This is a genomic window from Luteibacter sp. UNC138MFCol5.1, from assembly GCF_900110505.1.
Lineage (GTDB): Bacteria > Pseudomonadota > Gammaproteobacteria > Xanthomonadales > Rhodanobacteraceae > Luteibacter.
Genome location: NZ_FODZ01000001.1, coordinates 876226 through 894639 on the forward strand (window position 1 = coordinate 876226; position 18414 = coordinate 894639).

Below are 18414 nucleotides of genomic sequence, written 5' to 3' on the forward strand. Positions count from 1 at the left end.
ACTAGTAGGCTGGCAGCACTTATCGAGGATCCAGCCCATGAATTCCCTCCGTCAGTTCTACTACATGCGCGCCGTCGTCGCCTTCGCCTGGGTGGCGCTCGTGGTGCTGGTGTCCAACCTCGGCGCGCCTTCGGTGGTCGGTTACGCCCTTCTGCTTCTGTATCCGGCATGGGACGCGCTCGCCAATCTGATCGACGCCGGCCGCAACGGCGGTCTGTCGAAGAACCCGGGCCAGCGCCTGAACCTGATCGTCAGCCTCGTGACGGTCGTGGCGCTCGCCATCGCGCTGGCGAGCAATGGCAACGCGGGCGGCCTGCTCGTGTTCGGCGTGTGGGCGCTGCTTTCGGGTGCGCTGCAGCTGTTCGTCGGCATCCAGCGCCGGAAGCTGGGCGGCCAGGTCTTCATGATGATCAGCGGTGGCCAGTCGGTGCTCGCCGGCGTCTTCATGGCGATGCAGGCATTCGGCGACGCGCCGACGATCGACAAGCTGGCGCCGTATGCCGCGTTTGGTGGTTTCTACTTCCTGCTCGCGGCGCTGCGCCTTACCTTCCGTCGCGAGCCGGCGCTGAAGGCCGGTCGTCTCGCCCGCTAAAGGTGCGCGGACGCGCTATCGCGGGACCAGCAGCTTCAGCAGGCCCGCGACCAGCGTGACCGCGGCGACGCCCCCGAGGTACAGCGCGACGAACCACATCGCCCGCCGCGCGCGCATCAGTGGTAGCCCTCGTCGCCCTGGCGCACCTTGCCGCGGAACACCCAATACGCCATCGAGTTGTAGGTCAGGATGATCGGAATGATGATCACCGCGCCCACCAGCGTGAACAGCTGGCTGCTGCGCGGCGACGACGCCTCCCAGATATCGACCGACGGCGGGATGATGTGCGGGAAGATACTGATGATGAAGCCGGTGTAGCCGAGGAACAGGATCGCCAGCGTCAGCAGGAACGGCGTGTGATCGCGCGCCTCGTCGCGGCGCAGGCTGAGGAAGATGCCGACGAGCGCGGCGACCACCAGCACGGGCACCGGCAGGAAGAAGAAGAGGTTGGGCAGGGAGAACCAGCGCTGCGCGATCGCCGGCTCGCCGAGCGTCGTCCACAGGCTGACGACGCCGATGGTGAGCCCCAGCAGCACGGCCAGCGGCCACATCAGCAGGCGCACGCGGCGATGCAGGTCGCCCTCCGTCTTGATCAGCAGCCAGCCGCAGCCGAGCGCCGCATAGGTGACGAGCAGGCCGAGGCCGCAGAACAGATTGAACGGCGTGAACCAGTCGAAGGCGCCGCCGGCGTATTCGCCGTTGGTGACCGGAATGCCCTGGAGCAGCGTGCCGAGGATCACGCCCTGCGCGAACGTCGCCACGGCCGAGCCCCCCATGAACGCGAGGTCCCAGAGGTGCTGGGTGCGTCGCGCCTTCGCGCGGATCTCGAACGCCACGCCGCGGAAGATCAGGCCGCACAGCATCGCGATGATCGGCAGGTACGCCGCAGGCAGCAGCACCGAATACGCCACCGGGAACGCCGCGTAGAGCGACGCGCCGCCGAGCACCATCCATGTCTCGTTGCCGTCCCACACGGGGGCGACGGTATTGAGCATCACCTCGCGGTCGCCGGGTTCGTTGAGCATGGGGAAGACCAGCCCGATGCCGAGATCGAAGCCGTCGAGTGCGACGTAGAGGAACACCACGAAGCCGATGAGTGCCGCCCAGATGACCGGAAGATCGATGACCATGGCCGTTACTCGTCGATGGCGTCGGTGGGACGGGAAAGGGGGCGGTGATCGAAGCGATCGCGCCCGATACCCGTGTCGGCAGCCTCGCCTTCCGCGACGTCGCGCGGCAGGTTCGGACCCTTCGCCATCAGCTTGAGCATGTAGTAGATGCCCGTGCCGAAGACGAGGAAGTACACGATCACGAAGATCATCAGCGACGTGCCCACCTGGTCCACCGTCAGCGGCGACACCGCGTCGCGCGTGCGCAGCACGCCGTAGACCACCCACGGCTGGCGCCCCGCCTCCGTGGTGACCCAGCCCGCGAGCAGAGCGATCAGGCCGGACGGACCCATGAACAGCACGAAGCGCTGGAACCAGCGTGCCTCGTAGAGCCGCCCGCCGCGCCGCAGCGCGAGCCCGAGCAAGGCCATGAGCAGCAGGAGCATGCCCATGCCCACCATCGTGCGGAAACTCCAGAACACGATCGTCGAGTTGGGTCGGTCCTCGGCGGGGAACGATTTGAGGCCCTGGATCTCGCCATCCCACGAATGCGTGAGGATGAGGCTGCCGAGGTGCGGAATCTTCACGGCGTACTTCGTTTCTTCCGCCTGCATGTCGGGCCAGCCGACGAGGTTGAGCGACGTGCCGCCTTTTTCCGTTTCCCACAGGCCTTCGATCGCCGCGATCTTCGCGGGCTGGTGCTCGCGGGTGTTGAGGCCATGTGCGTCGCCCGCTTCGATCTGGATGGGCACGACGACGAGCAGCATCCACAGCGCCATGGAGAAGGACTTCTTCACGGCTTCGTCCCTACGTCCGCGCAGCAGGTGCCACGCCGCGCAGGCGCCCACGATGGCGGCGGCGACGATGAACGCGGCGAGCGCCATGTGCACGAGGCGGTAGGGGAACGACGGGTTGAAGACGATCTTCAGCCAGTCCACCGGCACCACGCGGCCGTCGACGATCGCGTGGCCCTGCGGCGTCTGCATCCAGCTGTTGGACGAAAGGATCCAGAAGGTGGAGATCAGCGTGCCGGTGGCGACCATGCAGGTGGCGAAGAAGTGGGCGCGTGGGCCGACCTTCGTCCAGCCGAACAGCATCACGCCGAGGAAGCCGGCCTCGAGGAAGAAGGCGGTCATGACCTCGAAAGCCAGCAGCGGCCCGGTCACCGCGCCGGCCACGGACGAGAATCCCGCCCAGTTGGTGCCGAACTCGTAGCTCATCACCACGCCGGAGACCACGCCCATGCCGAAGCCGACGGCGAAGATCTTCGACCAGAAGAAGAACAGTTCCTTGTAGACCGCTTTGCGCGTCTTCAGCCACAGGCCTTCCAGCACGGCGAGGTAGCTCGCCAGGCCGATGCTGATGGCCGGGAAGATGATGTGGAACGACACGGTGAAAGCGAATTGCCACCGCGCGAGGAGTAGCGCTTGTTCCGTCGTGGTCACACCCAGCCCCTTCGCCAATGACACGGTACGAGCGTGGCATGGCGGAACGTGCCGTGGCTTGGCGAAACGCGCCAGCCCCTCAGGACGATGGCAGGATCAACCGGGCCCGCAGGCCGCCGCCGGGGGCCGCGTCCAGCACCACGTCGCCGCCGTGGGCGCGGAGCGCCGATCGGGCCGCCGCGAGGCCGAGGCCGACGCCACCGGTGGCCCGGTTGCGCGACGACTCGATGCGATAGAACGGGCGGAACACCGCCTCGCGCAACTCGGGTGCGATGCCGGGCCCCTCGTCCTCCACCTCGATCTCCACCGACGCCGGCGTGGTGCGCAGGGTGACGGTCGCGCGGCCACCGTACTTGAGCGCGTTCTCCACCACGTTGCTCAGCGCCCGGCGCAGGGCGAGCGGCCGGCCGGTATAGGTGATCCCGGGACGCTCCTCGAAGACCACGTCGTGCCCCTCGTCGCGCAGGTCGTCGACCACGGTGCTCACGAGCTCCGAGAGCTTGAAGCGCGTCGTGGGCTCGCGGTCGCTGTCGTCACGGAAAAAGCGTAGCGAGGCGTCGACCATGGCCTGCATCTCGTCCACGTCGCGGAAGAGCTTGCGCTGCTGCTCGGCATCGGTGATGAACTCGCCCCGGAGGCGCATGCGTGTGAGGGGCGCGCGCAGGTCGTGCGAAATCGCGGCGAGCATCTCCGTGCGCGCGGTGACGTAGCGCTGCACGCGCTCCTGCATCTCGTTGAACGCCTGCGCCGCGACGCGGAATTCGAGGGGGCCGGACAGGTCCATCTGCGGCGCGTCCACGTCGCGACCGAAGCGCTGCGCCTGCCGGGCGAAGCGTTCCATCGGCCGGGCCAGGCGTCGGCTGGCCAGCGCCGCGACGACGAGGCTGCAGATGATGACGAACGCGGCGATCAGGGCGAAGCGCGCGCCGGCCGAAAGACCCCAGCTGCGCTGCGGTGCGATGAACTGCACCCACGAGCGATCGGGGAGATCGATCGCGAGCACGTAGAAGGGGATCGGCCGGCCACCGATCCCCGGCTCGCCCGCCTCGTAGGCCAGCACGCGCGCATCCGGCCGGCCGAGCAGCTCGCGGACCTTCTTGCGGCCGGCGTGGAACGTGCCACCTTCGATCGGTATCGGCAGCGCCTTGTCGTCGGCATGCCACTGCACGATGAAGCCAGGGTTGCTGCCTGCTTCGGCGAGCCGCGAGCGCAGCGACGGCGGCGCACCCTGGATGACGCGCACCACGGCCGCCGCCTGATCCACGATACCGATGTCGAAGAGTCCCGGCTTCGCCCACACACCGGCGAACTGCACGAACGCCGCGTTCATGGCGGCCGCGACGACGACGGCCACGACGATGTTGATCGCGATCCAGCGGCCGATCGTGTCGCGTCCGAAATGCCGCCATCGCATCAGGCGGCCTCCACCTTCGCGGCGAAGATGTAACCCACGTTGCGCACGGTGCGGATGAGCTCGGGGTCACTGGGGTCCTCCTCGATCTTGCGGCGGAGGCGGCTCACCTGGACGTCGATGCTGCGGTCGAACGCCTCGTAGCCGCGGCCGCGCGAGAGATCGATCAGCTGCTCGCGCGTGAGCACGCGCTGCGGATGCTGCGCGAACGTCACGAGCAGGGCGAACTCGCCGCCGGAGAGCGGGGTCAGCGTGTGGTCGGACGAGCGCAGCTCGCGCCGGATGATGTCGAGCCGCCAGCCGCTGAACGTCAGCGCAAGGTTCGCGTTCTCGGCCTTGCCGGTGCCGGCGCTGCGACGGAACACCGCGCGGATGCGCGCGAGCAGCTCCCTCGCGTCGAAGGGCTTGGTGACGTAGTCGTCCGCTCCGAGCTCCAGGCCCACGATGCGATCGGTGGTCTCCGTCGCGCCCGTGAGCATGATGATCGGCACCTTGTGGTTCGCGCGCAGTCGCCGGCACAGGCTGAAGCCGTCCTCGTCGGGGAGCATGACGTCGAGGATGATTAGGTCGAACGTCGTGGTCGCGAGCCGTGCGTCCATCTCCGTACCGGACGCCGCCGTCTCCGCCCCGAATCCGTGGTTCATCAGGAACCGACGCAGGAGCGCACGGATTTCGTCGTCGTCGTCGACTATGAGGATGCGCTGCATGGTGGTGCGAACCAGAGTCCAGGGCAGCCCGTTATAGACGGTCGCGGCGGGGAAGTGTCAATTGTTTCCAGGCTGAAATGTCGTTGCCGGGCCGTTACGAAGCGGACAAACGCAGCACGCAATGATCCCGCAGCCTCTGCCGGCATCCCCACCCGGAGTCCCCGTCATGCCAGCAGTCCGCGCCGTTCCCCCGTTTCCGCCGCGCGAGTCCGTCGCGGGCACGTTGCTCGTCCAGGCCGGCCGCGCCGGCCTCATCCTGGGCGCGCTCGTCGTCACGGGATGCGCTCAGCAGGCGAAGCCTTCCGGCGACGCCGGAGCGGTCGTCGCCCCGGCGAACGACGAGCCGATCAACCGCAAGGTCTTCGCCTTCAATCGCGACGTGGACAAGGTGGTCCTTAAGCCCGTGGCGCGCGGTTACTCGCATCTGCCGTCGGGCGTGCGCCGGGGCGTGCGTCATTTCGTCTGGAACCTGCAGGAGCCGATCGTGTTCGCCAACGATCTGCTCCAGGCGAATTTTCTGCGTTCGCTCAACACCGCCGGGCGCTTCATCGTGAATTCCACCGTCGGCGTCGCCGGCATCTTCGATGTGGCAGGGAAGTGGGGCATGCCTCATCACGGCGCCGACCTCGGCCAGACGTTCGGTGTCTGGGGTATCGGCCCGGGCCACACGGTGGAGCTGCCGCTGTTCGGCTCGTCGAACGTGCGCGACACGGTGGGCCGCGTGCTGACCGCCGGGCTGTACAAGCTGGGCGACAACTCCGACACGGTGCAGACGCTGGAGACGGTGCGCACCGTGGGTGGCATCGTCGACGGTCGCGCCCAGGCGCTTCCGCTGACCGACCGCCTCGAAACCTCGCCGGACTATTACGCCGCGTTGCGCGACAACGCCGCGGCGCGGCGGGCGCAGCTGGTGGAGGAGGGGCGGCGCGGCGACGTCCATGCCGAAGAGTCACCCGCCGAAAGCCGCGCCGCGACCGGCCTTCCCATGAATCCCTGAGGAACATCGCAATGACGCAGTCGCAGGAGAAAGCGCGTGTGCTCGCGGCGGCGAGCGACATCGAGCCCGATGCCGGCCGGCGTCTCGAATGGTACGCGCACGTGCCGATCCGATGCTTCGGCGAGCGGACCGCCGCCGAAGTAGTGGCCGCCGGCGAAACCCGCCGACTCATCGAGATGATCCGCGATATCCGCCGTGCCGAAAAAGAGTGGCGATAATCGCCGCGTGATGGGTCGATGCGACCCATCGTTCTCAACCGGTTCACAACCGTGCACGCTTTTTCACGCGCGATCACGGGTTGGCTCGCAACTTGCCTAGTTTGTGCATCGATCCCTTGAGGCGCTCGCTTAGTCTCAGGCCGCGGTTAAAACACCGTTCCCGAAACGTCGTCTGGCAAAACGCCGGACCAGCGAAGTGCGGCCCGCGTTTTCCGGACGCGATCCGCCGTGGCGGCGAAGGAACACCACCTGCGGCTTCTGGGGATGATAATGAGCAAGCGTCGTGTGGAGTCGGTTCGTCGCAACACCCTTACCCGTGGCATCTATCTCGCACTGACGTCGGTGCTTGCGACACCACTTCTTACAACGCCCGCCGAGGCCGCCTGCTCGCAAACGGGCGTGATCATTACCTGCCCGACCGGCTCTTCCACCACGAATCTTCCGGATGCCACGAACGGCGTCACCGTGAACGTGGAGAGCAACGCGCTCGTGAGCGTCCCCCTGCTCGCTGGCGGGACGGCGATGCGCCTTTCCGGCAACGGCATCACGCTTAACAACGCGGGGACCATCGATCCGTTGATCACGGGTGGCCTCAGCCTCGCGGCCGCCGGTGCCTATCTCGGCAACGCGTCGGGTGCGGCGAACACGATCAACGTCAACAACCAGGTGGGCGGACGGATCGCCGGACTGTTCAACGTCGGTTCGCTGCTCGGCGTCGGTGGCCAGGCGCTACTCGTGCAGAACGGCGTGGGTGGTGTGACCAACATCCGCAACGAAGGCCAGTTCGACATGTCGATCCTCGGCACGGGGATCCTCACGGTGTCGGACACGCCGGCGATCATCAGCTACGGCGGAGCGCAGACCAACGTCGTCAACCTGCGCACGGGCGATCTCTCCGATCCTCTGAACAACACCGGCAAGATCCGCGGACGCATCGGCTTCGGTGGATCCGCCGCGGGCAACACGTTCGTGAACGCGGGCATCCTCGACGGCAGCCTGTACATGGGCAACTCGGCCGGCGCCAACGTCTACACCGCCGTCTCGGGGTCGAGCGTGCTCAACACGGGTATCGGTGTCGACACGGCGCTCGTCGACATCGGCATCAGTCTCGCCGGCGCGGGTACCGTCAACGGCGGCACGGGTAGCCTGACCAACCGCCTCGTGCTGCAGAACGCCGCCACCGGTACCGGGTCGGGCGCGAGCGGCACCGTCACCACGATCGATGGTGCGCGTTTCTTCAACTTCCAGAACCTGATCGTCAACAGCGGCACCTGGAACCTGGTCAACACCGTCGGTAGCGGCTCGGGCGCGCTCAGCACCACGTTGAACGACGGGCAGATCAACTTCAGCAGCGGCGCGAATTTCGGCACGGGGCTGTTCACCGCGAACGGCGGCGCGCTGGCCGCTTCCACCGCGGGGCTCACGCTCGCCAAGGACATCACGCTGGGCGGCAACGGCAAGCTCACGCTCGCGGGCGGCAACGCGTTCTCGATGACGGGCGTGCTCTCCGGAACGGGCGGCCTCACCGTGACGAATCCCGGCGTCACGCTCTCCGGAAACAATACCTTCGCCGGAGGCGTGAACCTCAACGCGACGAGCCTCACGTTGACCAACGCGAACGCGTTGGGCACCGGCGCCCTGACGGTGGGCGCCAACGCGACGCTCGCGACCAGCGCGCCGCTCACGCTGAACAACGCGATCAGCGTCAACGCGGGCAACACGCTGACGTTGCCCGGCGCGCAGGCGCTGACGCTCAATGGCGGCCTCTCTGGCGCGGGCAACCTGACCAAGGGCGGTGCATCGACGCTCACCCTCGGCGGCGCGAGCACGCTCACCGGCGCGTTCTCGATCACCGGAGGATCGGTGGCGCTCGGCGCCGCGGGCAGCCTTTCGCCCACGGCGGCGATATCGCTCGCGGCCGGATCGGCGCTCGACATCTCCGGCGCCACGGCGAACCAGTCGATCGGTTCCCTCGCGGGCGCGGGAGGCACCGTGTCGCTCGGTGGCCGCACGCTCACGCTCGGAGGGCTTGGCGACACCGCGTATGCCGGGACCATCACGGGATCCGGTGCGCTGGTGAAGAACGGGACCGGTACCCAGACGCTCACGGGCACCAACACGTTCACGGGTGGCGTGACGCTCAACGCCGGCGGGCTTCGTCTGGGCAGCGGCGCGGCGATCGGCGGCGGCCTGCTCAACGTGGGCGGTGCCGCGTCGCTCGACGGCACGACGGCGGCGCTGTCGCTCGGCAACACGATCAACATCGGCACGGGCGCGTCACTGATCCTGCCGGGCACGCAGGACATCACGCTCGCCGGTCCGATCACCGGCGACGGCGGCATCGTCAAGAGCGGCACCACGGCGCTGACGCTCAACGGCGTGAACACGTTCACCGGCGGCGTCGCGGTCAACGGCGGAACCGTGAGCCTCGGCAACAGCAACGCGCTTGGCACGGGACTCTTCAGCGTCAATCAGAGCACGACGCTGACTGGAAGCGTCGGGCTGAACCTCGCGAACGCCATGAACATCGCCAGCGGCGCGAATCTCACGTATCTCACGGCACAGCCGTCGACGTTCAGTGGCGTGCTCGCCGGGCAGGGCGGCCTGATCAAGTCCGGCACCGGGACGCTGACGCTGACCGGTGCGAACACGTTCACCGGTGGCCTCAACGTCGCCGCCGGTACGCTGGCCATCGGGGCGGGCGGAAGCCTCGCGTCGACCGGTGCCGTCAACCTCTCCGGTGCCGGGGCGGTGTTCGACATCGCGGGTGCGACCGCCGCGCAGACCATCGGCTCGCTGGCCGGCGTCGGGGGAACGACGGTCTCCCTTGGTGCCAACACGCTCACCTTCGGCGACGGGACGAACCAGACCTTCGCCGGCACGATCGGCGGCACCGGCAGCCTGGTGAAGACGGGCACGGGCGTGCAGACCCTGACGGGTGCGAACACGTTCACCGGCGGCGTGAACCTCGCCGCGGGCGGCCTCGTCCTCGGCAACAGCGGTACCATCGGATCGGGCACGCTGAGCGTCACCGGTGCCGGCACGCTCGACAGCACCGCGGCACTCAATCTGGCGAACAACGTCGATCTCGCCGGCGGCACCCTGAACCTCTTGGGCAGCCAGAACGTCACCCTCGGCGGCACGATCACCGGTAGCGGCAGCCTGATCAAGAATGGCGGCACGCTGCTGACGCTCAATGGAGCGAACAGTTACAGCGGCGGCACCACGGTCAACGCGGGTGGGCTGCTGCTCGGCAACAGCGGGGCGCTCGGTACCGGCGCGCTGAACGTCGGTGGCGCCGTGACGCTCGACGGCTCGACGGCGCTCAACCTCGGCAACGCCGTGGCGCTCGGCACCGGTGCGTCGCTCAACGTGCTCGGCGGACAAAACGTGACGCTCGGCGGCATCGTGTCCGGCGCGGGCAACCTCGTGAAGAACGGCAGCGCCACGCTCACACTCGATGGCGCGAATACGTACGCCGGCGGAACGACGGTGAATGCCGGCGGCCTGGTGCTCGGCAACAGCGGCGCACTCGGCACCGGCGCGCTCAACGTCGGCGGCGCGGTGACGCTGGATGGCTCCACCGCGCTCAACCTCGCCAACGGCATCGCGCTCGGTGCCGGGGGTTCGCTCAACCTGCTCGGCAGCCAGGACCTGACGCTCGGCGGCGTCGTCTCCGGCACCGGAAGCCTGACGAAGAACGGCGCGTCCGTGTTGACCCTCGGCAACGCGAACACCTTCAGCGGTGGCGTGAACCTCAACGCCGGCACGCTCGTGCTCGGCAACGGAAGCGCGCTCGGTACCGGTGCGCTGAACGTCGGCGGCAACGCGACGCTCGATGCGAACGCGCCGGTCGCGATCACGAACACGATCGGTATCGCGGCCGGTGCCAACCTCGCGCTGGGCGGCAGCAACGCGCTGACGCTCGGCGGCGCGATCGGCGGCACGGGCGGCCTGGTCAAGAACGGGGCCGCCACGGTGACGCTCGGCGCCGCGAACACCTATACGGGCGGCACGACGATCAACGCCGGAACGCTCGCGCTGGGCGCGGGCGGCAGCCTCGCCGCGACCGGTGCCGTCAATCTCGCCGGCCCCGGCATCCTCGACCTTTCCGCCGCGACCGATCAGACCATCGGTGCCTTGTCGGGTGTCGCGGGAAGCGGCCTCGTGCTCGGCGGCAGCACCCTGACCTTCGGCGATGCGTCCAATCAGACCTTCGACGGCGCCATCAGCGGTGGCGGCGGACTGGTGAAGGTGGGCACCGGCGTCCAGACGCTGGGTGGCGCCAATACCTTCGGCGGCGGCGTGAACCTGGTCGGCGGCGGTCTCGTCGTCGGCAACGACGCGGCGCTGGGCACGGGCGGGCTGACCGTCAGCGGCGCCGCCACGCTGGATTCGACCGGCCCCGTCACACTCGCGAACGATATCCTGCTCAACGCCGGACTCACCGTGCTGGGCAGCAACGCGCTGACGCTCAACGGCCAGTTGACGGGCGCGGGCGGGCTGACGAAGGACGGCGCCGCCACGCTCACGCTCAATGGCATCAACAGCTACACGGGCGGTACCGACGTCGTCGGTGGCACCCTCGCGCTCGGTGCCGGTGCGAGCCTTTCGGCGGCCGGCATCGTGAACCTCGGCGCGGGTACCACGCTCGACCTTTCGGCAGGCAATGGGACGCAGACCGTCGGCACGCTCACGGGATCGGGCACCGTGAACCTCGGTGCGAATTCCATCACCGTGGGCGATGCGACCGACGGTATCTTCAGCGGTTCCATCGCCGGTACCGGCGGACTCGTCAAGGTCGGTGCGGGCACGGAGACACTTACCGGCACGAACACTTATACCGGCGGTACGCTCATCAACGCCGGCACGCTCGCCATCGGGGCGGGTGGCAGCCTTTCGCCCGTTGGCGCGGTCACGCTCGCTGCACCGGGCACGGGCTTCGACATCTCGGCGGGTGGCGACCAGACCATCGGCCTGCTCAACGGTGTCGCCGGGAGCACGGTGACGCTCGGCGGCAACACGCTCACGCTTTCGGGCATCGCCAATGGCGCGTACGACGGACTGATCGCCGGTACGGGCGGCCTCGTGAAGAACGGCGCGGGCATCCAGGAGCTGGGCGGCGCCAACACGTTCGTCGGCGGCGTCACGCTCAACGCGGGCGGGCTGGTGCTCGGCAACGCGGGTGCGCTCGGTAGCGGTGCGCTCACCGTCGGCGGCAACGCGTCGCTCGACACCACTGGCGCGTTCAACGTGACCAACGACATCGATCTCGCGGGCGGCGCGAACCTCGATATCCTCGGTTCCAACGCGCTCACGCTCGGTGGCGCGATCACCGGCGCCGGCGGTCTGATCAAGAACGGCGGCTCGGTCCTCACGCTCACCAACACCAACACGTACACGGGCGGCACGACGATCAACGCCGGCACGCTCGCCATCGGCGCGGGCGGCAGCCTCGCATCGACGGGCGCGCTCAACCTCGCCGGCCCGGGTTCGTTCGACATCTCGGCGGGCGGTGCGCAGACGATCGGTTCGCTGGCCGGCGTCGCCGGAAGCACCGTGGCGCTCGGTGCCAACACGCTCACGCTGGGCGGCGCGGGCGATGCGACGTTCGCCGGAACGATCGGCGGCAGCGGCGGCATCGTGAAGGACGGCGCGGGCGTGCAGACGCTGACGGGTGCCAACACGTTCAGTGGCGGCGTCACGTTGAACGCGGGCGGCCTCGTCGTCGGCGACGACGCCTCGCTGGGTACGGGCGCGCTGACCGTCGCCGGCGCGTCCACCCTCGACGCGCTGACCGCCGTGACGCTGGCCAACGACATGACGCTGAACGCCGGGCTCACCGTCCTCGGCACGAACGACATGACGTTCAACGGCGACCTCTCGGGCACGGGTAGCCTGACCAAGGAGGGCCTCGCCACGCTGACCTTGAACGGCACCAATACCTATACCGGCGGCACCTTCATCAACGCCGGCACGCTGGCGCTCGGCGCGGGCGCGAGCCTCTATGCGCAGGGCACCGTCAACCTCGCGACGAACGCGACGTTCGACCTCTCGGCGGGAGCCGGCACGCAGGTGTTCGGCACGCTGATCGGCAACGGCACCGTGAACCTCGGCGGCAACACGCTCACCATCGGTGGGCCGACCGACGGCACGTTCGGCGGATCGATCGGTGGCACGGGTGGTCTGATCAAGGAAGGCACGGGGACCGAGACGCTCACGGGCACGAACACGTTCACCGGTGGCACGACGATCAACGCGGGAACGCTCGCGATCGGCCCGGGCGGGAGCCTGTCGCCGGTGGGGGCGGTGACGCTGGCGAACGCGGGAACGACGTTCGACATCTCCGGCGGCGGCAACCAGGCGATCGGCTCGCTCGCGGGCGTCGCGGGAAGCGACGTCACCCTGGGCGCCAACACGCTCACGCTCAACGGCATCGGCAACACCAACTACGACGGCGTCATCTCCGGCACCGGCGGCCTGATCAAGAACGGTCCGGGCACGCAGGGCCTGGGCGGCGCGAACACGTTCAGCGGCGGCGTCGTTCTCAACCAGGGTGGCCTGCTCGTCGGCAACGACGCGGCACTGGGGACGGGCACGCTCACCGTCGCCGGCAACGGCACGCTCGACGCGAGCACGCCGGTGACGCTGGCGAACGCCATCGCGCTCGACGCCGGCCTGACGATCCTCGGCAGCAACGACATGACGCTGGGCGGCGCGATCACCGGGGCGGGAAGCCTGACGAAGGACGGCGCCGCGACATTGACCCTGACGGGCACGAACACGTACACCGGCGGCACGACGATCAACGGCGGCACGCTCGCGATCGGCGCGGGTGGAAGCCTCGCGGCGGGCGGGGCGTTGAACCTCACCGGTGCCTCGACCTTCGACATCTCCGCGGGCGGCAACCAGACGATCGGCTCGCTCGGTGGCGTGGTGGGCAGCAACGTGACGCTCGGTGCCAACACGCTCACGCTCGGCGGCGATGCGGATTCCAACTTCGACGGCGTCATCGACGGCACCGGCGGACTGGTGAAGAACGGTGCGGGCACGTTGGGACTCGGCGGCGCGAACACATTCAGCGGTGGCGTGACGCTCAACGCGGGCGGCCTGCTCCTTGGCAACGACGCCGCGCTGGGAACCGGCGACCTCACCGTCGGCGGCGCGGCGTCGCTCGACACGACCGGGGCGCTGACGCTCGCGAACAACATCGTGCTCAACGCGTCGCTCGCGCTGCCCGGGGGTAACGACCTCACGCTCGATGGCGACATCTCCGGCGCGGGTGGGCTGACCAAGGGCGGCGACGCGATGCTGACCCTCAACGGCGACAACAGCTACGCCGGTGGGACGACGGTCAACGGTGGCACGCTCGTGGTCGGCAGCGACACGGCGCTCGGCACCGGCGGCCTGGCGATCGACGACGCGGCGCTCGAGGCCGGCACCACGGTGACGCTGGCGAACGACGTCGCGGTCGGGCCCAACGGTGTCACCGTGCAAGGTGCGGAGGATCTCACGCTCAACGGCAATCTTTCCGGCACCGGCCTGCTCGACAAGAACGACACGGGCAGCCTTACCCTCGGTGGCACGCTGGCTGGATTCACCGGTGGCATCAACGTCAACGGCGGCATCCTCAACGCGAGCAATCCGTACACCGGCGGCATCTCGATCGGCGCGAACGCGACCGCCAACCTCGACGGCACGGGCAATCTCCTGAATCTGATCGGGCCCATCGCCGGTACGCTCAACATCGGTGGCGGCAGCAGCCTCGATGTGGATTACGACGAGCTGCCCGACGTGACCGGCACGGTGACCGGGACCGGGCCGGGTACGACGCTCAACATCACGGGCGACGGCGAAGGCACGCTCGCGAACGGCGTCTTCAACGGCATCGACAACCTGACGACGGCGGCGGGTACGTTATCCGTGAACGCGGGCACGTCCGTGACGTTCGCGGGCGGCAGCACGATCGGCGGCAACCTCGTGGTCAACGGTACGTTGGGCGGTCCGGTGACGGTGAATCCAGGCGGCGGTGTCGTCGGTGGCGGCACGATCGACGGTCCGGTCACCGTCGACGGCGGCACGATCGCACCCAGCGGCATCGACGGCGCGACGGGCCCGGCGGGCGGAACCGGCACGGCCGGCACCACGCTCACGACCGGTGGGCTGACGCTGAGCGGCGACTCGGTCACACAGATCCGGGTGAACGGCACCGGCGCCGGCGACAGCATCACGGCGAACGGTCCGGCGACGGTGGGCGGCAGCCTGGTCGTCCTGCCCACCGGCAGCACGTTCGCCGCGGTGAACCGGTACACGATCCTCAACGCCAGCGGTGGCATCACCGGCACCTACGGAAACGTCACGCAGGGCCTGTTCCCGTTCCTCGACACGGGTGTCGTTCAGTCGGGCAACCAGCTGATCCTCACGCTGTCGCAGGCCGGTAGCGGTCTGGGGACGGGCGGTATCCGCTTCGACCAGTTCCCGGGCCTCAGCGGCAATCAGGCCAACATGGCGACGGCGCTGCAGACCATTGCCACGTCGGGCGGCGACCCGCTGCCCACGCTCCTCGGCACGGTGCGCGGACTGCATGCGGACCAGGTCGTGCGGGCGTTCGATTCGCTGACCGGCGAGACCTACGCCTCGGCGGCGACCGCGGAACTGACGGGGCAGAGCCAGTACCAGGACACGGTTTTCTACCGGCTCAAGCTGCAGCGCGATACGGGCGAGCAGGGCACGGCGGTATGGGCGGTGCCGTACACGTCGAGCAGCGACCTGGATCGCAACGCGAACGTCGCCCGCGCCGACTACCGGATCCACGGCGTCGTGGTCGGTACCGACGCCGCGCTGACGCCGGACCTGCGTGTCGGTGTCCATGCCAACTTCGCGAATTCGCGCACGGAAGTCGACCAGCGTGGCGACTACACCGACGTCGACCAGTACGGCATCGGTCTGCACGCGCTCTACTTCAACCAGCAGCGGTTCTGGGTCGAGGGCCTGGCCTCGTACGGGCATCTCGACGCGGACAGCTCGCGCCGGATCAGCGTGGGCACGTTCACGCCACAGGCGACGGGTCGCTACGATGGCAAGGCCATCAACGCGTCGATCGAGGGCGGCTACCGCTTCCAGCTGAGCGACACGATGCATCTCGAGCCGTTCATCGGCGCGTACTACACGAAGGTGAAGTACGACGGGTTCACGGAGAAGGGGGCGGGCGACGCGGATCTTCGCGTGGGCCAGGCCGAGGCGCGCAGCATGCAGTACGGGATCGGCGCGCGGCTGGTGGGTGACGTCGATCTCGGCGTGCAGGGCACAAAACTCCATCCCATCGTGATGGTTCGCTACCTGCACAACACGAAGGACGAGGATATCTCGGTGAACAACGCGTTCGCCGGTGCGCCCGCGACACCGTTCACGGTGCAGGGCTCGCGCCCGATGCGGAACCACTGGCAGGCCGGCGTCGGCGTGAGCTTCGACATCACGCCGAAGGCCAGCACGTTCGTGTACTACAACGCGGATCGTGCCGAGCACACGAAGAGCGACTCGGTGAACCTCGGCGTGCGCTGGACGTTCTGAGGTAGGAGCGCGCCCTGCGCGCGACATGTGTTGAAGCGATGAGCTACAAGACCTGTAGCTCATCGCGAGACGCTGTCGCGCGCAGGGCGCGCTCCTACCTTGGAGGTTTTACCGTGACTTCAGGTCGAAGCGGTCGAGGTTCATCACCTTGACCCATGCCGCGACGAAATCCTTCACGAACTTCGCTTCGGATCCGGCTTCGGCGTAGACCTCCGCCAGCGCGCGCAGGATGGAGTTCGAGCCGAAGATCAGGTCGACGCGGCTCGCCGTCCACTTAAGCGCACCCGTCTTGCGGTCGCTGCCTTCGAACGATTCCCGCGCCGGCGATGCCGGCTTCCAGACCGTGCCCATGTCGAGCAGGTTCCGGAAGAAATCGTTCGTCAGCTGTCCGGGACGATCGGTGAAGACGCCTTGTCGCGTACCGTCGACGTTCGTTCCGAGGACACGCATGCCGCCGACGAGCGCCGTCATTTCCGGCGCGGTGAGCGTCAGCAGCTGGGCCCGGTCGATCAGCAGGTGCTCCGCGGGCACGCTGTAACGTGCCTTCAGGTAATTGCGGAAGCCGTCGGCCTTGGGTTCGAGCGCGTCGAACGATTCGACGTCCGTCTGTTCCTGGGTCGCATCGGTGCGGCCGGGGGCGAAGGGCACGGTGACGTCGTGTCCGGCGTCACGCGCGGCCTTTTCGACGGCGGCGCTTCCCGCGAGCACGATCAGGTCGGCCAGCGAGATCTTCTTGCCGCCCGCCGCGGAGCCGTTGTACTCGTCCCGGATCGCTTCCAGCTTCGCCAGCACCCGCTCGAGTTGCTCCGGCTGGTTCGACTTCCAGCCCTTCTGCGGTTCGAGACGAATGCGCGCGCCGTTCGCGCCGCCGCGCTTGTCGCCGCCGCGGAACGTCGACGCCGACGCCCAGGCGGTCGAGACGAGCTCGGACACCGTGAGTCCCGACGCGAGGATCTTCGCCTTCAGCGCGCCGATGTCCGCATCGTCCACGAGCGGATGATCGGCCTTCGGCAGCGGGTCCTGCCAGAGGAGTTCCTCGGCGGGGACCTCGGGACCGAGGTAGCGCGAGCGCGGCCCCATGTCACGGTGCGTGAGCTTGTACCACGCGCGGGCGAACGCGTCGGCGAACTGATCCGGGTTCTCGAGGAATCGACGCGAGATCTTTTCATACGCCGGATCGAGCTTCAGCGAGAGGTCGGTGGTCAGCATCGTCGGCTTGCGCTTGCCGTCGCCGAACGGATCGGGAATGGTCGCCTCGGCCCCGATGGCCGTCCACTGATTCGCACCCGCCGGGCTCTTCGTGAGTTCCCACTCGTTGTCGAAGAGGATGCGGAAGAAATCGTGGCTCCACTTCGCGGGGGTCCGGGTCCACGTGACCTCGAGGCCGCTGGTGATCGTATCGGCACCGACGCCGGAACCGTGCGCGTTGCGCCAGCCCAGGCCCATCTGTTCGAGCTCCGCCGCTTCGGGTTCGAGGTCGACGTTCTTGGCGTCGGCCGCGCCGTGCGTCTTGCCGAAGGTGTGACCGCCGGCGATCAGGGCGACGGTCTCTTCGTCGTTCATCGCCATGCGCGCGAAGGTCTCGCGGATGTCGTGCGCCGCCGCGATCGGATCGGGTTTGCCTTCGGGGCCTTCGGGGTTGACGTAGATGAGGCCCATCTGCACGGCGGCCAGCGGATTTTCCAGATGGCGGCCGCCTTCGGTGCGATCCTGCTCTTCGCCGTGCAGGTGCGGATCGGCCACGAGCGTGCCGTCGCCCTTGTAGCGATGGTCGCCGCCGAGCCACTCTTTTTCGTTGCCCCAGTACACGTCGTTATCGGGTTCCCAGGTGTCCTCGCGACCGCCGGCGAAACCGAACGTCTTGAACCCCATCGACTCCAGCGCGACGTTGCCGGTGAGGATGAGCAGGTCGGCCCACGAGATGCTCTTGCCGTACTTCTGCTTGATGGGCCAGAGGAGGCGACGCGCCTTGTCGAGGCTGACGTTGTCCGGCCAGCTGTTCAGCGGCGCGAAGCGCTGCTGGCCACGCCCGCCACCGCCGCGCCCGTCGCCGATGCGGTAGGTGCCGGCGCTGTGCCATGCCATGCGGATGAAGAGGGGACCGTAGTGACCGAAGTCGGCCGGCCACCATTCCTGGGAGTCGGTCATCAGCGCGCGGAGGTCTTCCTTCAGCGCCTTGTAGTCGAGCTTGCCGAACGCTTCGGCATAGTCGAAGTCGGGATCGAGCGGATTGGACTTCGACGAATGCTGGCTGAGCAGATCCACCCGCAAGCGGTGGGGCCACCAGTCGCTGTTGGTCGTGCCGCCTCCCGCGGTGTGTTTGAAGGGGCACTTCGCTTCGTTCGACATGCGTGCTACTCCTCTG

General features: G+C 68.3%; 9 protein-coding genes. 4 read left to right on the plus strand and 5 right to left on the minus strand.

Features of this window, described 5'->3' with window-relative positions:
• The first annotated feature begins 37 nt into the window (after positions 1-37).
• On the plus strand, positions 38-592 hold the full coding sequence (locus tag BMY69_RS03850) for a DUF308 domain-containing protein (RefSeq protein ID WP_177191063.1): 555 nt from the start codon (positions 38-40) through the stop codon (positions 590-592).
• A 116-nt stretch (positions 593-708) separates the two neighbouring features.
• Here BMY69_RS03850 and cydB read toward each other — a convergent pair whose 3' ends face one another.
• The 4 genes from cydB to BMY69_RS03870 form a co-directional block, all read right to left on the minus strand.
• On the minus strand, positions 709-1722 hold the full coding sequence (gene cydB, locus BMY69_RS03855; RefSeq protein WP_090175403.1) for a cytochrome d ubiquinol oxidase subunit II: 1014 nt from the start codon (positions 1720-1722) through the stop codon (positions 709-711).
• Between the two features lie 5 nt (positions 1723-1727).
• Entirely contained in the window at positions 1728-3146 is a 1419-nt protein-coding gene (locus tag BMY69_RS03860; protein ID WP_090175405.1) for a cytochrome ubiquinol oxidase subunit I, read from the minus strand.
• A 79-nt stretch (positions 3147-3225) separates the two neighbouring features.
• The gene (locus BMY69_RS03865; RefSeq protein WP_090175407.1) at positions 3226-4560 is read right to left on the minus strand and encodes an ATP-binding protein; all 1335 of its coding nucleotides are present in this window, start codon (positions 4558-4560) and stop codon (positions 3226-3228) included.
• A complete protein-coding gene (locus tag BMY69_RS03870) occupies positions 4560-5264 on the minus strand; it encodes a response regulator (protein ID WP_090056403.1) in 705 nt (234 codons plus the stop codon). Before BMY69_RS03870 ends, BMY69_RS03865 begins: the two co-directional genes overlap by 1 nt.
• A 166-nt stretch (positions 5265-5430) precedes the next feature.
• Between BMY69_RS03870 and BMY69_RS03875 the strand changes: the two genes are divergently transcribed.
• From BMY69_RS03875 to BMY69_RS19225, 3 genes are all read left to right on the plus strand, one after another.
• Complete coding sequence (locus BMY69_RS03875) at positions 5431-6261, plus strand: MlaA family lipoprotein (protein WP_090175409.1); 831 nt, start codon at positions 5431-5433, stop codon at positions 6259-6261.
• Between the two features lie 11 nt (positions 6262-6272).
• Positions 6273-6479, plus strand: a complete 207-nt coding sequence (locus BMY69_RS03880) for a hypothetical protein (RefSeq protein WP_090056407.1) — start codon at positions 6273-6275, stop codon at positions 6477-6479.
• A gap of 270 nt (positions 6480-6749) precedes the next feature.
• Positions 6750-16049, plus strand: a complete 9300-nt coding sequence (locus BMY69_RS19225) for an autotransporter-associated beta strand repeat-containing protein (RefSeq protein WP_177191064.1) — start codon at positions 6750-6752, stop codon at positions 16047-16049.
• A 108-nt stretch (positions 16050-16157) separates the two neighbouring features.
• Here the strand turns inward: BMY69_RS19225 and katG are convergent, their stop codons facing one another.
• On the minus strand, positions 16158-18398 hold the full coding sequence (gene katG / locus BMY69_RS03960; RefSeq protein ID WP_090175410.1) for a catalase/peroxidase HPI: 2241 nt from the start codon (positions 18396-18398) through the stop codon (positions 16158-16160).
• Positions 18399-18414 lie beyond the last annotated feature (16 nt).